Origin of the sequence: Terrirubrum flagellatum (assembly GCF_022059845.1) — a bacterium.
Lineage (GTDB): Bacteria > Pseudomonadota > Alphaproteobacteria > Rhizobiales > Beijerinckiaceae > Terrirubrum > Terrirubrum flagellatum.
This window is the reverse complement of sequence record NZ_CP091854.1, coordinates 70,373-88,680: the sequence shown is the minus strand read 5'-3', so window position 1 is coordinate 88,680 and position 18,308 is coordinate 70,373. Positions and strand designations below refer to the sequence as shown.

General features: G+C 62.7%; 19 protein-coding genes. 6 read left to right on the top strand and 13 right to left on the bottom strand.

The window, feature by feature from the left end:
• Positions 1-3: 3 nt before the first annotated feature.
• Positions 4-1,032: an ABC transporter permease gene (locus L8F45_RS30200; protein WP_342364387.1), complete on the bottom strand. Its 1,029-nt coding sequence runs from the start codon at positions 1,030-1,032 to the stop codon at positions 4-6.
• Positions 1,033-1,048: 16 nt separating this feature from the next.
• Positions 1,049-2,635 carry an ABC transporter substrate-binding protein gene (locus L8F45_RS30195; RefSeq protein WP_342364386.1) on the bottom strand — a complete coding sequence of 529 codons (1,587 nt, stop codon included), beginning with the start codon at positions 2,633-2,635 and terminating at the stop codon, positions 1,049-1,051.
• Between the two features lie 135 nt (positions 2,636-2,770).
• On the opposite strand from L8F45_RS30195, the gene L8F45_RS30190 reads away from it, so the two are divergent.
• The 3 genes from L8F45_RS30190 (at position 2,771) to kdgD (ending at position 5,483) form a co-directional block, all read left to right on the top strand.
• Positions 2,771-3,478, top strand: a complete 708-nt coding sequence (locus L8F45_RS30190) for a FadR/GntR family transcriptional regulator (protein ID WP_342364385.1) — start codon at positions 2,771-2,773, stop codon at positions 3,476-3,478.
• Between the two features lie 70 nt (positions 3,479-3,548).
• Entirely contained in the window at positions 3,549-4,529 is a 981-nt protein-coding gene (locus L8F45_RS30185) for a mannonate dehydratase (RefSeq protein WP_342364384.1), read from the top strand.
• Positions 4,530-4,574: 45 nt separating this feature from the next.
• On the top strand, positions 4,575-5,483 hold the full coding sequence (gene kdgD, locus L8F45_RS30180) for a 5-dehydro-4-deoxyglucarate dehydratase (RefSeq protein ID WP_342364383.1): 909 nt from the start codon (positions 4,575-4,577) through the stop codon (positions 5,481-5,483).
• 1 nt (position 5,484) lies between these two features.
• On the opposite strand, the gene L8F45_RS30175 is transcribed toward kdgD, so the two are convergent.
• The 4 genes from L8F45_RS30175 to L8F45_RS30160 are packed head-to-tail and all read right to left on the bottom strand — an operon-like array spanning position 5,485 to position 8,553.
• Positions 5,485-6,240, bottom strand: a complete 756-nt coding sequence (locus L8F45_RS30175; RefSeq protein ID WP_342364382.1) for an SDR family oxidoreductase — start codon at positions 6,238-6,240, stop codon at positions 5,485-5,487.
• A 50-nt stretch (positions 6,241-6,290) separates the two neighbouring features.
• A complete protein-coding gene (locus tag L8F45_RS30170; protein WP_342364381.1) occupies positions 6,291-6,731 on the bottom strand; it encodes an acetyl-CoA carboxylase biotin carboxyl carrier protein in 441 nt (146 codons plus the stop codon).
• Entirely contained in the window at positions 6,728-8,080 is a 1,353-nt protein-coding gene (gene accC / locus L8F45_RS30165; RefSeq protein ID WP_342364380.1) for an acetyl-CoA carboxylase biotin carboxylase subunit, read from the bottom strand. The genes L8F45_RS30170 and accC overlap by 4 nt, the downstream gene beginning before the upstream one ends.
• 5 nt (positions 8,081-8,085) lie before the next feature.
• The gene (locus L8F45_RS30160) at positions 8,086-8,553 is read right to left on the bottom strand and encodes an acetyl-CoA carboxylase biotin carboxyl carrier protein (protein WP_342364379.1); all 468 of its coding nucleotides are present in this window, start codon (positions 8,551-8,553) and stop codon (positions 8,086-8,088) included.
• 265 nt (positions 8,554-8,818) lie between these two features.
• Between L8F45_RS30160 and L8F45_RS30155 the strand changes: the two genes are divergently transcribed.
• Entirely contained in the window at positions 8,819-9,511 is a 693-nt protein-coding gene (locus L8F45_RS30155) for an SDR family NAD(P)-dependent oxidoreductase (RefSeq protein WP_342364378.1), read from the top strand.
• Between the two features lie 29 nt (positions 9,512-9,540).
• A complete protein-coding gene (locus L8F45_RS30150) occupies positions 9,541-10,206 on the top strand; it encodes a 4-carboxy-4-hydroxy-2-oxoadipate aldolase/oxaloacetate decarboxylase (RefSeq protein WP_342364377.1) in 666 nt (221 codons plus the stop codon).
• Positions 10,207-10,299: 93 nt separating this feature from the next.
• Here the strand turns inward: L8F45_RS30150 and L8F45_RS30145 are convergent, their stop codons facing one another.
• From L8F45_RS30145 to L8F45_RS30115, 7 genes are all read right to left on the bottom strand, one after another.
• Complete coding sequence (locus tag L8F45_RS30145; protein ID WP_342364376.1) at positions 10,300-11,067, bottom strand: LamB/YcsF family protein; 768 nt, start codon at positions 11,065-11,067, stop codon at positions 10,300-10,302.
• Positions 11,068-11,106: 39 nt separating this feature from the next.
• Positions 11,107-12,081, bottom strand: a complete 975-nt coding sequence (locus tag L8F45_RS30140; protein ID WP_342364375.1) for a 5-oxoprolinase subunit C family protein — start codon at positions 12,079-12,081, stop codon at positions 11,107-11,109.
• Entirely contained in the window at positions 12,078-12,818 is a 741-nt protein-coding gene (pxpB, locus tag L8F45_RS30135) for a 5-oxoprolinase subunit PxpB (protein ID WP_342364374.1), read from the bottom strand. Before pxpB ends, L8F45_RS30140 begins: the two co-directional genes overlap by 4 nt.
• 84 nt (positions 12,819-12,902) lie before the next feature.
• Complete coding sequence (locus L8F45_RS30130) at positions 12,903-14,000, bottom strand: ABC transporter ATP-binding protein (protein WP_342364373.1); 1,098 nt, start codon at positions 13,998-14,000, stop codon at positions 12,903-12,905.
• A 12-nt stretch (positions 14,001-14,012) separates the two neighbouring features.
• Positions 14,013-15,074: an extracellular solute-binding protein gene (locus L8F45_RS30125; RefSeq protein ID WP_342364372.1), complete on the bottom strand. Its 1,062-nt coding sequence runs from the start codon at positions 15,072-15,074 to the stop codon at positions 14,013-14,015.
• A 34-nt stretch (positions 15,075-15,108) separates the two neighbouring features.
• On the bottom strand, positions 15,109-15,912 hold the full coding sequence (locus tag L8F45_RS30120) for an ABC transporter permease (RefSeq protein ID WP_342364371.1): 804 nt from the start codon (positions 15,910-15,912) through the stop codon (positions 15,109-15,111).
• Positions 15,909-16,826: an ABC transporter permease gene (locus tag L8F45_RS30115; RefSeq protein WP_342364370.1), complete on the bottom strand. Its 918-nt coding sequence runs from the start codon at positions 16,824-16,826 to the stop codon at positions 15,909-15,911. The genes L8F45_RS30120 and L8F45_RS30115 overlap by 4 nt, the downstream gene beginning before the upstream one ends.
• Positions 16,827-17,105: 279 nt before the next feature.
• On the opposite strand from L8F45_RS30115, the gene L8F45_RS30110 reads away from it, so the two are divergent.
• Positions 17,106-18,308, top strand: a complete 1,203-nt coding sequence (locus L8F45_RS30110; RefSeq protein WP_342364369.1) for a pyridoxal phosphate-dependent aminotransferase — start codon at positions 17,106-17,108, stop codon at positions 18,306-18,308.

Sequence of the window (18,308 nt, the reverse complement as noted above, 5' to 3'; positions counted from 1 at the left end):
CCTTCATCGCGCCGTCTCGCGCGTGCGCGGATCAAGAACGGCGTAAGCCATGTCCGCGAAGAAATTGAGCAGCATGAAAGCGAGGCCGACGACAATCGTCGCGGAGAGGATCGCATTCATGTCGCCGATCATCAGAGCATTCGTCATATATTGTCCGACGCCGGGCCAGGAGAAGACGATTTCAGTCACCACAGCGCCTTCGAGAAGGCCGCCATAGGAAATCGCGAGAACCGTGATGAGCTGCACCGCGATGTTGGGGACGACATGGCCGATGATCGTGCGCATCGGGCCGACGCCTTTGGCGCGCGCGGCGATGACATAGTCCTGGCTTAGCTGCTCCAGCGTGAAGCTGCGGGTCATGCGGGTGATATAGGCCATCGCCGCATAAGCGAGAATCGCCGCCGGCAGGATGATGTGCGACAGCGCGTTCCAGAAAATATCAGGCTCGCCGGCGAGAAGACTGTCGACCAGAAGAAGCCCGGTCTTTGGCGCGACGATCCCTTCATAAAAGACATCGATACGGCCGGGTCCGCCGACCCAGTTCAGCCCGGCGTAGAATATGACGAGCCCGACAATGCCGAACCAGAAGACCGGGATCGAGTGACCCACGAGCGCGACGACGCGCGCGATCTTGTCGATCAACCCGTCGCGGAAAAGAGCCGCCAGCAATCCCAAGGGAACGCCGATGACGGTTGAAAGGACGACAGCCAGCGTCGCCAGCTCGAACGTCGCGGGAAAAGCGTGCGCGAGATCGGTCGAGACGGGATTGCCGGTGAGGATCGCCTTGCCGAAGTCGCCATGCAGCAATCCCCAGACATAGACGAAAAATTGCTCATGCACGGGAAGATCGAGTCCCAGCCGCGCGCGCATCGCGGCGTAGGCGGAGGGATCGGCAAGTTCGCCGACCACCGCGCCGACGGGATCGGTCGGAAGCACGCGCCCGACGAGAAAGGTGAAGCAAAGCAGAACGAAGATGCTCGCGAGAAGCTGCGCCAGACGACGCATGATCTCCGCTGCCGACAGCTCCTTCATGACAGGCGCCTGCGAATCAGTCTTTCGTCACCGCTTCGAGACGCGTCAGCATGTTGGGGTGACCCACATAGCCCTTGACGCGCGACGACAGCACGATCGGTTCAAACCGTTCGAACAGCGGCAGCACGGCCGGCTTCAACTCGACGAATTTCTTCTGCATGGCGACGAACATCTCGCCGCGTTTTGCCGGGTCCGGCTCGGCGGCCGCCTGCGCCGTCAGCTTCGTCAGTTCCGGAATGTCCCACGCCGATCGCCAGACGAAGTTGCCGGCGTTGTTGGCTTCGCGCGAATTGTCGGGATTGCTGCTGAAATCATCCATCGCGCCCAGCGCGTTCGGCATATAGGCGCTGGTCTGCGGAAGAAGCAGATCGAAATTGCGGGCGCGATGCGCCGAGATGATCTCGGAGCCATTGCCCTGCTGGATCTCCACCTTGACGCCGATCTGCGCCAGCGACGCCTGCAGGGCGGTCGCAAGATCGATGCGCGGCGTCTGCGCGATCGTCTTGAGCGTCAGCGAAAAACCGTCCTTGTAGCCGGCCTCTGCAAGCAGCGCCTTGGCCTTCGCGACATCGAGGCGCCAGTCGGGGCTCGGAATCGCAAATTCGTAATTCTGCGGCACCGGCACGGTGCGCGCGCGGCCATAGGGACCCATCACGGTTTTCTCGATCGCGGCGTAATCGATTCCATAGGCGATCGCTTCGCGGACTTTGGGATCGCCGAGATATTTGTTGCCGGCGTTCATCGACAGCACATAGAAGCCGCCGGTCGGCACGCGCTGCACCGCAAATCCGGACTTGTCGCGAAAGATCAGGAGATCGGCTGCGGTCAGCGCATTGGCGAGATCGATGTCGCCGCGCTCCAGCATCAGCCGCTCCACCTGGCTCTCCGGCGCATGACGGAAGATGACGCGGCGCATCTTCGGCGCGCCGGTCATATACTTCGCGTTGGCGTCGAGAATGATGATCTCGTTCGGAGACCAGCGATTGAGCGTGAAGGGGCCGGAGCCGGCGGAACGCGTGCGCAGCCAGGCGTTGCCGTGATCGTCGCCCTCGATATGCTTCTGCACCTCGACGCTGTCGATCACGCTCGCTGTGCCGAGAGCGAGGCGATAAAGCAGGAGATCGGACGGCGCCTTGCCCGCGAGCTCGAAGCGCACCGTCTTCGCATCGACGGCCTTGACGATGCTTTCGACATTCGCCGCCGTGAAGCCGATGCGCTTGAAATGGACGGAGCCGGCCTGATCCATCTTCATCAGCCGCACGATCGAATAGACGACGTCGTTCGCCATGACGGGATTGCCGGACGCGAATGTCGCGGCGCGCAGCTTGAACGTGACGCCGTTCGCATCGATCGACCAGCTTTCCGCGAGCTGCGGCATGATCTTGCCGTCAGGCGTCGTTGCCACCAGCCGATCGTACAGGTTCGAGAGAATTTCCTGGGCCTTCGGCTCGGTCGCCTGCTGGGGATCGAGCGACAGCACCTGCGCGATCGAGGTGCCGATAACGAGCTGGTCCTTCGGCGTCGCGGCGCTGGCCGGCGCAAGACCAAGCGCCAGCGCGACGACAGCCAGACCGCCGCAAATCCCCCCGCGAAGAGACGCCATGGAATGTCCTCCCGGACGAAACTTGTGTATGATGTTTTTGAGAAGTCGTATTATGATTAAAAGGGATCGGGCGAAGCTTTGCAAGAGGCGTAAGAAGGTGCGGGGCGTGCGCCACGATGTGAGGCGACGGGAGGCATGATGGCGACGGCGAAGGGCAAGGTGCGTCTGGCCCGGCAGGTGATCGATCAGATCGCCGACCGGATTCAGACGGGCCTGATGAAGGAAGGCGACCAGCTCCCGACCGAGAGCGAACTCGAGGCGCAATTCGGCGTCAGCCGCACGGTCGTGCGCGAGGCCATCGCCGAGCTGCGCGCGTCCGGCTTCGTCGAGCCGATCCAGGGCAAAGGCGTCTTCGTGCGCAATCCGGCGAAGAGCCAGCGTTTCATCCTGACCCCGGTCGAAATCGGAAATATTCCACAAACTCTTGAATTGCTTGAATTTCGCATGGCGGCCGAGGGCGAGGCCGCGGCCATCGCCGCCTATCGCCGAACCGCCGAGCAGGAAGAGGCCATCCGCGCCGCCAACCGCAAGATGGCGCAGCGGATCAGGGACGGGCAGCCCACCGTCGAAGCCGACTTTGAGTTCCACATGGCCATCGCGGCCGCGACCAACAATCGCTTCTATCTCGATGTGCTCAGGCATTTCGGCCTGCGCGCCATCCCCCGCAGCCAGTTCCCCACCCTGCCGGACGCCAGCGACATCGCCTATCTCGAAAAGGTTCACGCCGAGCATGGGGCGATCCTGGAAGCGATCGCCGATCAGGATCCTGAGAGGGCGCGTCAGGCGATGCGCGCCCATATGGCGGCCAGCCAGCGTCGCTACCGGACGCTGGCGCAGCAGTAATCCGCTCGACAGCCCGCTATAGTCATATTATGTCATATGATATTAGCGGGAAGCAGCTCAAGGCCAGCTCATGTATGTGGGAACGCAGGTCCCGGCGCGTGACGATGACGACTACCGGGTGTTCGCCCAGCTTGGGGTGAAGAATATCTGCGCCGACCCGCCGGGCAGTCCGGCGAACTGGACCCTGTCCGACCTCAAAAGGCATCGCGAGAAAATCGAAGGCTTCGGGCTGACGCTCGACATGGTCCAGCTTCCGTTGCCGTCGAAGCCGATCGAGAAGGCCTCCTATCCCGATATTCTCCTCGCCGGCCCCGAACGCGACCGCCAGATCGACGCGGTCTGCAAGATGATCGAGAATCTGGCGAGCGCCGGCATCCCCGCCGCCAAATACAATCTCAATCTCATCGGCATTCCGCGCACGGCGATGGAGGCTGGCCGTGGAGGCTCGCAGAACGAAGCGTTCCGCTGGGACCTCGCGGACCAGAAAGCTGCGCCCGGGCTCGCCGGCGTTCTCTCCGAGGACGAGAATTGGGAGCGTATCGATTATTTTCTCGAACGCGTCGTGCCTGTCGCGGAAAGCAATCGCATCCGCCTCGCCTGTCATCCGCATGATCCCTACACGCCGCCGGGCTATCGCGGCGTCACGCGCGTGCTCGGCACGGTCGAGGGCTTGAAGAAATTCGTGATGATGCGGGAGAGCCCGTATCACGGCCTGAATTTCTGCCAGGGCTCCATCGGCGAGATGCTCGACAATCCGCGCGAGGAGATCGACGACGTCATCCGCTGGTTCGGAACGCGCGGCAAGATCTTCAACGTTCACTTCCGTAATATCAGCGGCGGCAAGCTCTCCTTCATGGAGACCTTCCCGGAGGAAGGCGACATGGACATGGTCCGCTCCGCGCGCCTCTACAGGGAAGTCGGATTCAAATATATGCTCATGCCCGATCATGTGCCTGTGATTGGCGGTCGCGACCCCACGGGCGTCGCCTTCGCCTTCTGCTACGGCTACATCGTCGCGCTTCTGCAGTCTCTCGAACAGGCTGCGTCCTGAGTGCTCCGCAATTTCTCGATCCCGATCAGCGACAGGGCCGGATTCATGAAGCCTGATGACATCAAGCGCGCGGTGGGCGCCGGACTGCTCTCATTTCCGGTGACGGCTTTCGATCGCGAGCTCCGTTTCGACGAGAGCGCGTATCGTCGCCATGTCGAATGGCTCGCCGGCTTCAACGCGTCGGCGCTGTTTGCGGCTGGCGGAACGGGCGAATTCTTTTCGCTCAATCCGCGCGAAATTCCCGCCGTCGTGAAGGCGGCCAAGGACGCCGCCGGCGCGACGCCGATTATATCGGGCACGGGCTACGGGACTTCGCTTGCGATCGAGATCGCGCAGGCGGCGGAAAAAGCCGGCGCGGACGGGCTTCTTCTGCTGCCGCCCTATCTCATGTTCAGCGAGCAGGAGGGGCTGATCGCGCATGTGCGCGCGGTCTGCCAGTCGGTGGGGATCGGCGTCATCGTCTATAACAGGGACAATGCGATCCTCAGCGCCGACAGCCTTGCGCGCCTGTGTGACGAATGCCCGAATCTCATCGGCTACAAGGACGGCGTCGGCGATGTCGACAAGGTGATCGAGATCACCACCAAAATCGGCGACCGGCTCGTCTATGTCGGCGGCATGCCGACGCATGAGGCTTATGCGCAGGCCTATTTCGCCGCCGGCGTGACCACCTATTCCTCGGCCGTGTTCAATTTCGTTCCCGCGCTGGCGCAGAGCTTTTACAGCGCTCTGCGGAATCGCGATCAGGCGACTGTCGATCGCATCTTGAAGGGCTTCTTCTTTCCGTTCGTTGCGCTGCGTAATCGCAGGAAAGGCTATGCGGTCTCGATGATCAAGGCGGGCCTGCGGGCAGTCGGCCGCGATGCGGGTCCGGTGCGGCCGCCGCTGACCGATCTGACGCCTGAGGAAATGGCGGCGCTGAAGAAAATCATCGAGGCGAATCAGGCGGCGTAAATTATCGCCTGACAGGCTTCTCCGGCCGCGCCGTGGAAAGGCCGCCGGGCACCTGCAAAGTCGGCATGATCTCCATATGGCCGATATTCACGGCGATCGGCGCAGCGATCGCAAAGGCGATGGCGTCAGCAATATCCGTGGCCTCCGGCAACTCGAACCCGTCGATGAATTTCGCGCGTGTCTCAGGCGTGTCGCCATGGACATGCGCGAAGATATCCGTCGCCACCCGGCCCGGACAGATTTCGGTGACGCGCACTCGCTTCCCGAAAGCGTCGATTCTGAGTTGGTGCGAGAGCATGCTGACCGCCGCCTTTGTGGCGTGATAGATGGAGTTGCCGCCAAAATGGTAGGCGGCCGCGATCGACGTGATGTTCACGACATGGCCGCGGTCGCGCGCCGCCATTCCCGGCACGACGAGGCGGCAGAGATGCAGAACCGCGCGCAGATTCACATCGACCAGCAGGTCGATATCTTCAGGATCGGCGTCCAGGAACTTCTTCGGCCGATCGACACCCGCATTATTCACGAGAATGTCGAACTCCGTCTTGCGCGCGAGATCAGACATCGCCGATCGATCCGAAACATCCATGACGTGCGCGATGCAGCCGGTCTTGTCAGATAATTTCTTCAGCGCGTCGGCGCTGCGCGCGACGGCGTGCACTTCCAGACCCTCGCGCGCGAAGCGTTCGACGACCGCGGCGCCAATGCCCGAAGAAGCGCCCGTCACCAATGCGGTTCGATAGTCGGAAAAGGGCATATCAACCTCACGATCTCAAGGAAAACGACGAAACCTGTCGCTGTCGATCATCAAGAAACGCTGTCGCGCTCAACAGGTTCAAGTTCGAACAAGGGAGCGCCGAAGCCAACGACATCCTCGTTTTGAACTAGAATATTTTCGACAACGCCGTCGACCGGCGCGACGACGGGCGTCAGAAGCGGACCGATGCGAAGAAAGCCGATCGGCGTGTCCGCCCTAACCAATGCGCCGACAGGCGCAAGAGGCTCCGCATCCAGTGGATGACGATCGAGAAAAACGCCAAAGCCATGCGCGGTAATGGTCGCGAGCGGCGGCGGTTCGGAATTATCGCTTTCGCCGATATGAGCTTCAACCTGGCCGGACGCGCCTCTCGTCAGCCGCAGCGTTCCCGATGGGCCGCTCAGGATGAGTTCATCGACGTCCGAGGCCGCGAGCCACGCGGAGATTTCCGTGACGCGCTCGAATGGACTCATGCTCGCGCCGCTGCTCATGCGTGATTTCTCACTCGCAGGCGATTTTCGAGATGATGGATGTCGACTTCTCCACGGATGAAGTCGGGATCGGCGACGATGCGCCTGTGAAGGGGCAGGTTTGTCGCGATGCCGCCGATCGCCATCTCGTCGAGCGCAACGCGCAGGCGCGCAAGGGCGTCGGCGCGCGTCGCCCCGTGAACGATCAGCTTGCCGATCAGCGAGTCATAATGGCGCGGCACGCGGTAGCCGGAGAATGCGTGGCTGTCGAAGCGGACGCCAGGACCGCCGGGCGGCTCCCAGGTTGAAATCAGGCCAGGCGACGGCGCGAACGTGTCGGGGTCCTCGGCGTTGATCCGGCATTCGAAGGCTTGGCCGCGACAGGCGACATCGCTCTGCTGAAGCGTCAGCCTTTCGCCTTGCGCCATGCGAATCTGCATCTGCACGATGTCGAGGCCCGATGTCGCCTCCGTCACGGGATGCTCGACCTGCAGGCGGGTGTTCATTTCAATGAAGAAGAACGAGCCATCCTCATACAGAAACTCGAACGTGCCGACGCCGCGATAGCCGATCTGGCGGCAGGCTTCCACACATCGCTCGCCCACGCGGGCAAGGCTTTCCGCATCGACGCCCGGCGCCGGCGCTTCTTCGAGCACCTTCTGATGACGGCGTTGAAGCGAGCAGTCGCGGCTTCCAAGCCAGACCGCATGCCCGAATGAATCGGCGATGACCTGAATTTCGACGTGGCGGGGATGGCGCAGAAATCTCTCGGCGTAGATCGCGCTGTTGTTGAATGCGCGCCGCGCCTCTTCTCGCGTCATGGCGGCCGCGGCGAGAAGATCGCTCTCCTGTTCGACCACCCGCATTCCGCGGCCGCCGCCGCCGCCAGCCGCCTTAAGAATCAGGGGATAGCCGATTTCGTTCGCGATCTCTTGCGCCGCGGATGGATCAAGCGGCAGCGCGCCGTCGGACCCCGGCACGCAAGGCACGCCGGCCGCTCGCATCGCCTGCTTCGCCGCGATCTTGTCGCCCATGATGCGCATGCTTTGCGCGGTGGGTCCGATGAAAGTGAGTCCCGAGGCCTCAACCTGATCCGCGAAGTCCGCGTTCTCGGAGAGAAATCCGTAGCCGGGATGGATCGCTTCCGCGCCACAGACCTCGGCCGCAAGAAGAATGGCCGCGCCGTTCAAATAGCTTTGCTGAGCCGGCGCCGGCCCGATGCAGAGGGCGGCGTCGGCATGGCGCACATATGAGGCGTCCCTGTCCGCCTCCGAATGCACGACGATGACGCGAAGATCCATGGCGCGGCATGCGCGCAGGATCCGCAGCGCGATCTCACCCCTGTTCGCGATGAGGACGGACCGGAACATGGCGCTCAGGCGAACCGCATCAATAGCTGCCCCGCCTCGACCTCGTCTCCCGAGGCGACGAGAACGGTTGCGATCACGCCATCGCGAGTCGCGCGGACTTCGTTGAACACCTTCATCGCCTCGACGACGCAGAGGATGTCGCCGGCTGCAACCTGCTTTCCCGGCGTGACGAACTCAGGCGCATCGGGGCTCGGCCGCAAATAGACAGCGCCGAATGTCGGCGAGAGAATTTGATCGTCGCGCGCGCGATCGGGAGCCGCAGCGGGTTTCTCGACGAGCCGCCTCGATCGGGAGATGGATTTCGGCGACGTCGGTTGAGGCTCGACCGACTCATGCCTCCGGCGAACGAGCCTGAGCGACCATCCGCCTTCGCTGAACTCCATTTCCGCGAGGTCCGAGGCGGTCATGGCTTCGATCAGGAGCTTGATTTTCTCGGGGTCCATACGCCTGACCGATGCGGAGAGACGGCGCATCAGCGCAGCCCCACGCGAAAGCTATCGTTGGCCTGCGATGACCGCCAAGACGGATTGGCTCTGTCCCGATAAGGGCGCGCTTATAACAAGTCCGTCGCCGCAAGCCCGTCCATAAGATGCAGGCATGTGGTCAGAATGAACCGGTCTTGGTCAAGCGAAAGCCAAGCCACTAGCGTTTGACGACTGCACGCAGCCGTCGGTGGCGCGAGCTTGTTCTCGCGCCGCACCAACGAAGCAAGTCGTTCAGAGAGCGTGGGGGAAGCGGATGCTGAAGCCCGATGGACGCGTGGTGATGGTGTCCGGCGCCTCGCGAGGCATCGGGCGCGCCGTGATCAATCGGCTCCTGGCCAGCGGCTTCGCCATCTCCGGCGGCATGCGCAAGCCCGATGCGACAGTCGCTGGCGATCGGATGATGACGCATCGCTACGACGCCGAAGAGGCGGGATCGGCTGAGGCTTGGGTCGCGGCGACCGTCGCACGCTTCGGCCGCGTCGACGCCGTGGTCAACGCCGCCGGAATCAATCCGAAAGTTCGCGTTTCAGACGACGGCGAAGAGCTGCTCGATGAAATGTGGCGCATCAATGTGAAGGGGCCTTTGCGCGTCATCCGCGCCGCCTTTCCCTATCTCGAAAAATCCGGATGCGGGCGCGTCATCAATCTCGGCTCGCTGTCAGGCAAGCGCGTCGCCTCGAATGTCGGATATGCGATGACCAAATTCGCCGTCACCGCTCTGACGCATGGCGTTCGTCGTGAAGGTCGGGACGCCGGCATCCGCGCCACGGTCGTCTGTCCCGGCTATGTTGCGACCGACATGACCATCAACGACACGGAAATTCCCCGCCACGACATGACCCAGCCCGACGATCTCGCGGCGCTGGTGGAGACCTTGCTCTGCCTGCCCAACAACGCCGCAGTCTCCGAATTGCTGGTGCATTGCCAATTCGAACCGATGCTCTGAACAACAACCCAAGGAGGAAACGGAACTCAATGGTTCACATCATCAAATCCATCGAACGCCCCGATGCGGAGGCGCTCGCCGCGATTTCCAAATTCGCGCCGGCGACCTTGCACGAGGCGCAAGGCCGCAGCGGCGCGTTGTCGTCGCGCATCAAGCCGATTTATCCGGGAATGCGCGCCTGCGGCCCGGCGATCACGGCGAGATGCCATCCCGCTGACAACATCATGCTGATCACCGCGATCAGCCTCGCGCAGCCCGGCGACATTCTTGTCGTCAGCGCCGGGGATCATCCCGAGCAGGGCGGATTCGGCGAAGTGCTCGCCACCGCCTGCAAGGCGAAAGGCATTGTCGGTCTCGTGACCGACGCAGGCGTGCGCGACGGCCCGGCCGTGCGCGATCTCGGCTTCAACGCCTTCTGCTACGGTCTGTGCATGAAGGGCACGGTCAAGGAGACGCTCGGGAGCGTCAATCAGCCGATCATGATCGGCGGCGTCGCCATCAATCCTGGCGATTTCGTCAGCGCCGATGATGACGGCGTGGTCGTGGTGCCGAAGAGCAATCTGCTTGCGGTCGCTAAGGCTTCACAGGCGCGCGAAGACAAGGAAGCCGAAGTGATGCGGAAGCTGCGCGACGGCGGCGATATTCTGGAGCTCTCGGGCATGAAGCAGGTGCTCGCCGCAAAAGGCGCGACCTAGGAATAAAACTTCAAATATGAGCATCAGCGGGAGTCGGCCTTGCGCCGCTCCCGCCGATAAATCATCCAGTCTGAATTTCCGATTTGCGACGCTCTAGGACAAAATCTCCACAGCCGGCGTCACCTTTGCTCCGCCCGACTCCACGACGCGCCTGACCGTGCGCGCGAGTTCGACAGAGCCCGGCGTGTCGCTGTGAATCAGGATGCCGCGCGCGCGGACTTTCAGGCGCTTCCCTTCGATCGAGACGACGGTTCCATCATCCAGAAATTGCCTGACGCGATCGGCCACCGCGTCGAGCGACGTGATCACTGAATTCGGCTTCTTTCGCGGCACGAGGTTGCCGTGCTCGTCATAGGCGCGGTCCGCGAGGAACAAAGTATGGGTTCGCAAGCCTGCCCTCTCGGACGCGCGCTCGACCTCCGTGTCGGGCATCGAGAAAACGATCAGATCGCGATCGATGCGCTTGATGGCGCGCGCGAGGAGATCGGCGACGTCGCGATCGGCGGTCGCCATGTTGCCGAGCGCCGCGTGATAGCTGACATGGGTGACGCGATGCCCCGCCGCAGCGGCGATCGCCTGGAGCGCGCCGATCTGATAGATCAGATGCTTCTCAAGCTCCGCCGCCTCCATCTGAATCACCCGGCGCCCGAATCCCATGAGATCAGGCAGTCCGGGATGCGCGCCGATGGCGATGTTCCGCTCCTTCGCCATGCGCACCGTCCGGTCCATGATCACGGCGTCGCCGGCGTGGAAGCCGCATGCGACATTCGCGGACGACACGATGTCCATGAGAGCCGCATCGTCGCCAACGGTCCAGTGGCCGAAGCCCTCGCCCATATCGGAATTGATGTCGATTTTCATCGGATGCTCCTCACATTCCGGCGCGCGCCAACGGCGTCTTCACATCGCGCGATAGAGATCGGCGACGCGGCGAACCGATTTCAGATAGGTTTGAATAGCCGCCATCGCGTCCACGGCTTCCGCGTGACTGACCTCCTCGAAGCGGATCAGGCTGCCGAGTCTCGCCTGTGCCAGACGCCAGATGTCAGCTTCGATGACTGCGCCGATCTTGGGATAGCCGCCGGCGGTGTTCGCGTCGCTGAGCTGAATGATCGGCTCGCCTGATGGAGGCACCTGAATGATGCCGGCCACCAACCCGTAGGAGCGCATTTCCACGGGCTCCGGAAGCTTCAGCGGTGGTCCGGAAAGACGATAGCCGCCGCGGTCGCTCTGGTGCGAAATCTTCCATGGCGTGCGCCAGAAACTCTCCTGCATCTCCAGTGGAAAGATGTCGTATTCGCCGGCGCGCATCACGCGCACGATCATCGCCGATTGATGCGAGACCGATCGCGCTGAGGAAATCGCGAACTGGGGCGGAACGGCGCCGAGCCTGAGCGCGCGAAACGCTTCATGCGGCAGCGCGCGGATCACATCTCCCGCCTTCAGCGAGCGACCTTCCATTCCGCCAAACCCGCCGCGCAGATGCGTGCTTCGCGAATTCAGGATTACGGGCACGTCGACGCCGCCGGCGAGCGCGAGATAGGAGCGCGCGCCGCTTCGCGGCTGGCGCAATGTCAGAACCTGTCCGCGCCGGGCCGTCGTCGTCCACCAGGGCGGCAACGGATCGCCGTCGAGAGACGCCTGCGCGTCAGCTCCCGTCACTGCAAAGGCCGCATCTTCGAGAAAGCGCGCCTCGAACGGGAAGGTCTGGATTTCAATTCCCGCCGCGCCTTCCGGATTGCCGAGAAGACTGTTGCCGATGGCGAGCGCCACCGCGTCCATAGCGCCCGACGTGCTGACGCCGTAGTGACGGGCGCCGACGCGGCCGAGATCCTGGACCGTGTTGAGAGCCAGACACGAGACGATCTCGATCAAAGCTCGATCCTCTCAGGCGTGAAGCGGATCTGATCGCCCGGCGCGAAAAGGCAAGGCGTCGGCTGAGTAAGGTCGAACATCTCGAGTCCCGACCAGCCGATGGCGTTCCAGCCGTTCGGACCCGTCGTCACCGAAATTCCGGCCTGCATGCCGCCGATGGTGACGGTGCCTTTCAGCATCCGCAGAGACGGAACGGTCTTGCGCGGCATGAATATCCGGGGATCGAGACCATGCAGATAGCCAAAGCCCGGCGAGCTGCCGATGGCGCAGACCGTGTAGATCGCGCCATGATGGATCGCGATCACTTCTTCGGCGGACAGGCCGGAATATTCGCAGACGCGAGCGAGATCTGATCCCAGCTCGCCGCCATAGATCACGGGCACTTCGTGAACGCGGCCGGAGACGGCTTTCTCCGGCGCGCGCCGCCACGCCGCGGCGTAAGCGGCCTTCATCGCGTCGAGATCGCGCGGCGGCGCAGTGAAAACCAGCAGAAGATTCGTGACGCCGAGCACCGCTTCCTCGACGTCAGGCCAATGCTCGACCTCATCGGCGAGAGCCCAGATGCGCCGCTGCCATCGCAGATCGAATTCGCCCGGCGCTTCGAGCAACAGCGCCCGCGCGCCGATGCTGCTGATCTTGGGTTCGTCGGAAGAAACGCCTGGAGCGGGATGCGAAAAAGTGGGAACCGGTTTTTCGCGCCAATCCCGCTCCAAGCTTTTGGAATCGATCACGTTCATGATTTTGGATTCAATCCAAAATCATCGTGATCTAGTGTCGCGAATTCGCGCGTCGCCGGGATATGACCGTCATTCACCGCGCGATCAGCTCTTCGGAATAACATGATTGCTGGAGGCGCCCCAACGGGCCAGCACCTTCTCTCCCTGCTGGAAGATCGCGGCGCCGTCGCGACTCTGGTTCTGCTGGTAGGCGATGATCTCCTTGCCGTCCTGCAGCCGGAGATAATAGTGGCTGATGAAGCCGCGATAGACGACCTGATCGACCTGCGCGATAGCGGAGTTCGGCTCCTGCGCCGAAGCATCGCCGTCATTGCGCCGCTGCACGACCACCGCTTCAGGACGCACCGAGACGGTGATGTCGCCGTCATGCGCGTCCGCGTCGTCGACTTCCAGAAGGAGACCGCCCGCCGTCGCGACCGACGCCTTGCCGGCGCCGCGCCGGCTGACCTTGCCGGTGAACAGATTCGACGCGCCAAGAAATGTCGCGACGAATTGCGACGTCGGTTTTTGATAGATGTCCGTCGCCGCGCCGACCTGCTCAAGCCTGCCGTCGCGCATGACGACGATCTGGTCCGCCATGGTCAGCGCTTCATCCTGATCATGGGTGACCATGACGGTGGTGACTCCGAGCCGGCGCTGAAGCGCGCGCAACTCGACCTGCATGCTCTCGCGCAAGCCCTTGTCGAGCGCGCCGAGCGGTTCGTCCAACAGGAGGACCGCCGGCTCGATGACAAGGGCGCGGGCGAGAGCCACGCGCTGCTGCTGGCCGCCGGACAATTGCGCGGGAAACCGGTCGCCAAATCCGCCGAGACGGACGAGGTCGAGCGCATTCCGCACGCGCGCGGCGATGTCAGACTTGGCGACGCCGCGCATTTCCAGACCGAACGCGATATTCTCCGCCACGGTCATGTGCGGGAACAGCGCATAGTTCTGGAACAGCATGCCGATGTTGCGTTTGTGAACGGGAACGCCGGTGATGCGCTCGCCATTGACGAGGATTTCGCCAGACGACGGCGAGACCAGGCCTGCGATCATGCGCAGGCATGTGGTCTTGCCGCATCCGCTCGGGCCGAGCAGCGCAACCATGCTGCCCGGCTCGATCGTCAACGATACGTCGTTGACCGCGATCACCTTGAGATATTGCTTGCCGAGATTCTGCAAGCGGACTTCAGCGGATTTCATCTGCGATCGCCGTCAGGTGCTGAAGAGCGTGTTGTATTTCTCAAGGATCGCAGGACGGCGCGGAATGATGAAATTCCAGTCCGGCGTGAACAATCCCATGTCGTCCATCTTCGTCGCGGGATAGGGCAGGTAGCGCGCCACGTCAGGCGCGAAAGTGATTCCCTCCACCGACGGCGCGCCGAAGGTCTGGGACGACAGCATCTGCATCACGGAGGGCTGCAGCATGAAATCGATGAAGGCGCAGCCGAGTTCGGGCTCGGGCGCGTTCTTCGCGAGCGTCATGCTGTTGATGCCGGTGAAGAAGCCTTCCTTCAGGGGCGCCATGTCGATCGGAACGCCCTTCGCCGCGTGCGGATAAACCGACTTTGAATAGTCGATGCCGCCGACATCGGCCTGTCCCTGCGGGACCATCAGAACCATGGCCTCGCTGTCATAGATCGTCAGGATGTTCGGCTTGAGCTGGGCGAGCTTGTCCCATCCCTGATCGACCAGATACTGCGCTTCCTTGAGCGGCTTGCCGGTCGCGAGCGATGTCGCGACGATGAGCATCAGCACGCTCTGCGTGTTGCGCGGCGTGTTGAGAAGGATGCGCTTGCGGAATTTCGGCTCGAAAAGCTGCTCATAGCTCGTCAGGCCCTTGGTGACCTGCGGGTTGATGAACATGCCGGCGCTCGAGATGTTGAAGCCGACGCCATAGCCGTCCTCGAAGATGAATCTCTTGTAGACCTTCGCGAGATTGGGAATCTTCGCAGGATCGAGCTTGTCGATCAGCTCTTCCTGCTTGGCCTGGGGAACGCCGACATCGTCCATCATCATGACGCTGAACTTCGGCGTGGTCCGCGTCGCGCGCAGCGCGGCGATGTTCGAGAGCGTCGCGCCCTCGATCGTGAAGACGCGGCACTTATGCTTCTGCTCGAAGGCCGGGATGACTTCCTTCTGGACCAGCTTGCCCAGAGCGGAATTATACACGCCGACATGAAGCTGCTTCTCCTGCGCGAATGCGCGGGAGATGATGGTTGGAAAGGCGAGCGCACCCGCCGTCGCCCTGATCACTGTCCTTCGCGTTGCTCGCATGATTCTCCCCTCTGCTTGACGCTGTTCAGTCCGGCTACATCGCCGCCGCCCGGCGCAGACCCACGAGACGTTCGAGGATCAGCACGCCGATGACAGCGAGGATGATGATGACCGTCGACATGGCTGGCACGGACGGGTCGAAGACATTGACGAGCTGGCGCATCAGCACGAGCGGCACCGGGCTGTATTGCGAATTCGCCAGCCACATCGTCACGGGATAATTGTCGAACGACACCATGAAGGCGAAGAGCGCGCCGGCGGCCACGCCGGGAGCGATCTGCGGCAGCGTCACGCGCCAGAATGTGCGCAGCCGGCTCGCGCCGAGTGTGCGCGCCGCGTCTTCAAGATTGATGTCGATCAGCATCAGGCTCGTGGTCACCGAGCGGATGACATAGGGCGACGTCACCACGATATGGCCGATCAGCAGATTGATCCGCGCGTCCCCCCAGCCGAAGCGGGCAAGGAGCTGCATGAGCGCAAGGCCCGTCACCAGAGCGGGAAAGATGAGGGGTGAAAGAACCAGCCCCTTGAGCAAAGCCTGGCCCGCGAAATTTCCGCGCGTGAGCGCGATCGCGGCCGGCACGCCGAGCAGAAGCGCGCCGGCAGTGGCGCCGAACGCCAGCAGCGAGCTCAGCCGCAGGGCTTCAAGAAAATCCCTGTCCTGAAGAATCTGGCCGTACCAGCGCAGCGTGAAGCCCTGCGGCGGGAAGGTCACGAAATAGCTGTCCGAGACCGACATCGCCACGATGACGACCAGCGGCGCCAGGATGAACGCCATCATCAACACCGTGATCGTATAGAGGAGCCATGCTCCCACTCCGGTCAGCCGCGGCGTCATGCGATGCTCCGGAACCGGCGGCCTTCGAGCAGCCGCATCGACAGCGTGTTGATCCCGAAGACGACGAAGACGAGTACGACGGCGATCGCGGCGCCGAACGGCCAGTTATAGACGACGAAGATCTGCTGCTCGATCAGGTTGCCGAGCATCGTGGCGGACGTGCCGCCGAGAATGACAGGCGTCACGAATGATCCGGCGGTGAGCGAGAACACCAGCGTGAAGCCGGCGACGAGCCCGGGCACGCTCAGCGGCAGGGTGATGCGCCAGAACACTTTCCACCAGGGAGCACCAAGCGTGCGCGCCGAGGCTTCGAGATTCGGATCGATCTTCCCGAGGGCCGACGCCAGCGGCAGCACCATCATCGGAAAGAACACATGCAGCGAACCGATGACGACCGCCATCTCGGAATAGAGGATCGAGAGCGGAGCTTCGGTGATGCCGAGCGACATCAGCATCCAGTTCAGCAGGCCTGTGCGGCTGTTCGCCAGGATGAGCTGCCAGCCATAGGAGCGGACCACGACGCTGACGATGAGGGGCGCGATGACGATCAGCGTGATCGCGCGGGCGATGCGGGGACCGCTCCTCACCATCACGATCGCCACGGGATATCCGAGCAGGATCGCGAAGATCGACGTCACCAGGCTGATGCGCAGCGTGTTCCAGAAGACGCGCATATACAGCCCGACATCGAAGAACTTGGCGTAGTGCTCCAGCGTGAAAGGCTGGCCGATGACGCCTTTCGCGTCCTGCGTCAGCACGCTGAAGAAGAGCAGATTGATCGCGGGATAGAGAAAGAAGACAGCGAGATACAGGAGGATCGGAACGATCAGGAGAGCGACGGACGACCTCCCGTTGACGATTCGGCCGAGGAGGCCGACGGTCGGCGGCGTTGCGACGTCTCCTCCAGCTCGCATGCGGACTCCGTCTCCAGAATTTCGAGCGATGAGCCTTTCTTGCGATCGCGCGCCGTGTCGACGGACCGTTCCGGAAAGTCTCTCCCCTTCAAGAACGTTAAGGGGCGGGCCCTGCCCTTGCCCAACACTATCTTCGTTTAGGGCCATGCGGGTGGCTTATGGCGTCTCCACTCCATAGGGAGACGCTATGGCCACAGACCGAAACCCTCTTGGCCAGATCATCTCCGCCCGCCGTAAGCTCCGCGCAGAACTGAATCCGTCGCCTTGCGAGCCACTCATATGTTTCAAGCAGCCGAACGTCTCAGGGATGTGAAGGTCTCCGCATCCGCGGCGATGACCGATCGCGCGCGCGAGCTTCGGGCCGCGGGCGTCAAGGTGATCAGCCTGTCCTCGGGCGAGCCCGATTTTCCGACGCCCCCTCACGCGGTTGAAGCCGCTCACGCGGCCGCGCTCGCCGGCGACACGAAATATCCCAATCAGTCGGGAACGCCGGCGCTCAAGAAGGCCGTGCAGCGCAAGTTCAAGCGCGAGAACAATCTGGACTATGCGCTCGATGAGATTCTGGTCGCCAATGGCGGCAAGCAGATCGTGTTCAACGCCATCTTCGCGAGCTGCAATCCCGGCGATGAGGTGATCATCCCCTCCCCCGGCTGGATCACCTATGCCGACATCGTCAAGCTGGCGGAGGCGACTCCCGTTCCCGTCGCCTGCCCGGAAAATAATCGCTTCAAGCTCCGCGCGGAGGATCTCGACGCCGCGATCACGCCGGCGACGAAATGGCTGTTCCTCAACTTCCCCAACAATCCGACAGGGGCCGCCTGCTCCCGCGAGGAGATGCGCGCGCTCGCCGATGTTCTCCTGCGCCATCCCCATGTCTGGGTGCTGACCGACGACATCTACGAGCATCTGATCTATGACGGCGTCGAATTCTGCACGATCGCCGAAGTCGAGCCGAGGCTGAAAGAGCGAACGCTGACGATGAACGGCGCATCGAAAGCCTATGCGATGACCGGTTGGCGCGTCGGCTACGCCGGCGGCCCGAAGCCGCTCATCGACGCGATGAATAATGTCCATGGGCAGGCCACCGGCGGCATCACGACGGTCAGCCAGGCGGCAGCCGTGGCGGCGCTCGAAGGCTCGCAGGAGCTGCTGCGGGAGCGCGCGGCGGAATATGCGAAACGGAGAGACGCAGTCGTCTCCTGGCTGCGCGAGGCGCCCGGCGTCACATGCCACAAGCCGGAGGGCGCGTTCTACGTGTTCCCCAACATCGCGGGATGCATCGGAAAGACGAGCCGGGCCGGGCGGAAAATCGCTGATGATACCGCCTTCGTCTCCGCCCTGCTCGAGGAGCAGCATGTCGCGACCGTTCAGGGCGCGGCTTACGGGATGAGCCCCTATTTTCGGATTTCCTACGCGACCGACATGGACACGTTGGCGGAAGGTTGCCGCAGGATTCAGGAATTCTGCAGCGGGCTCCGCTGA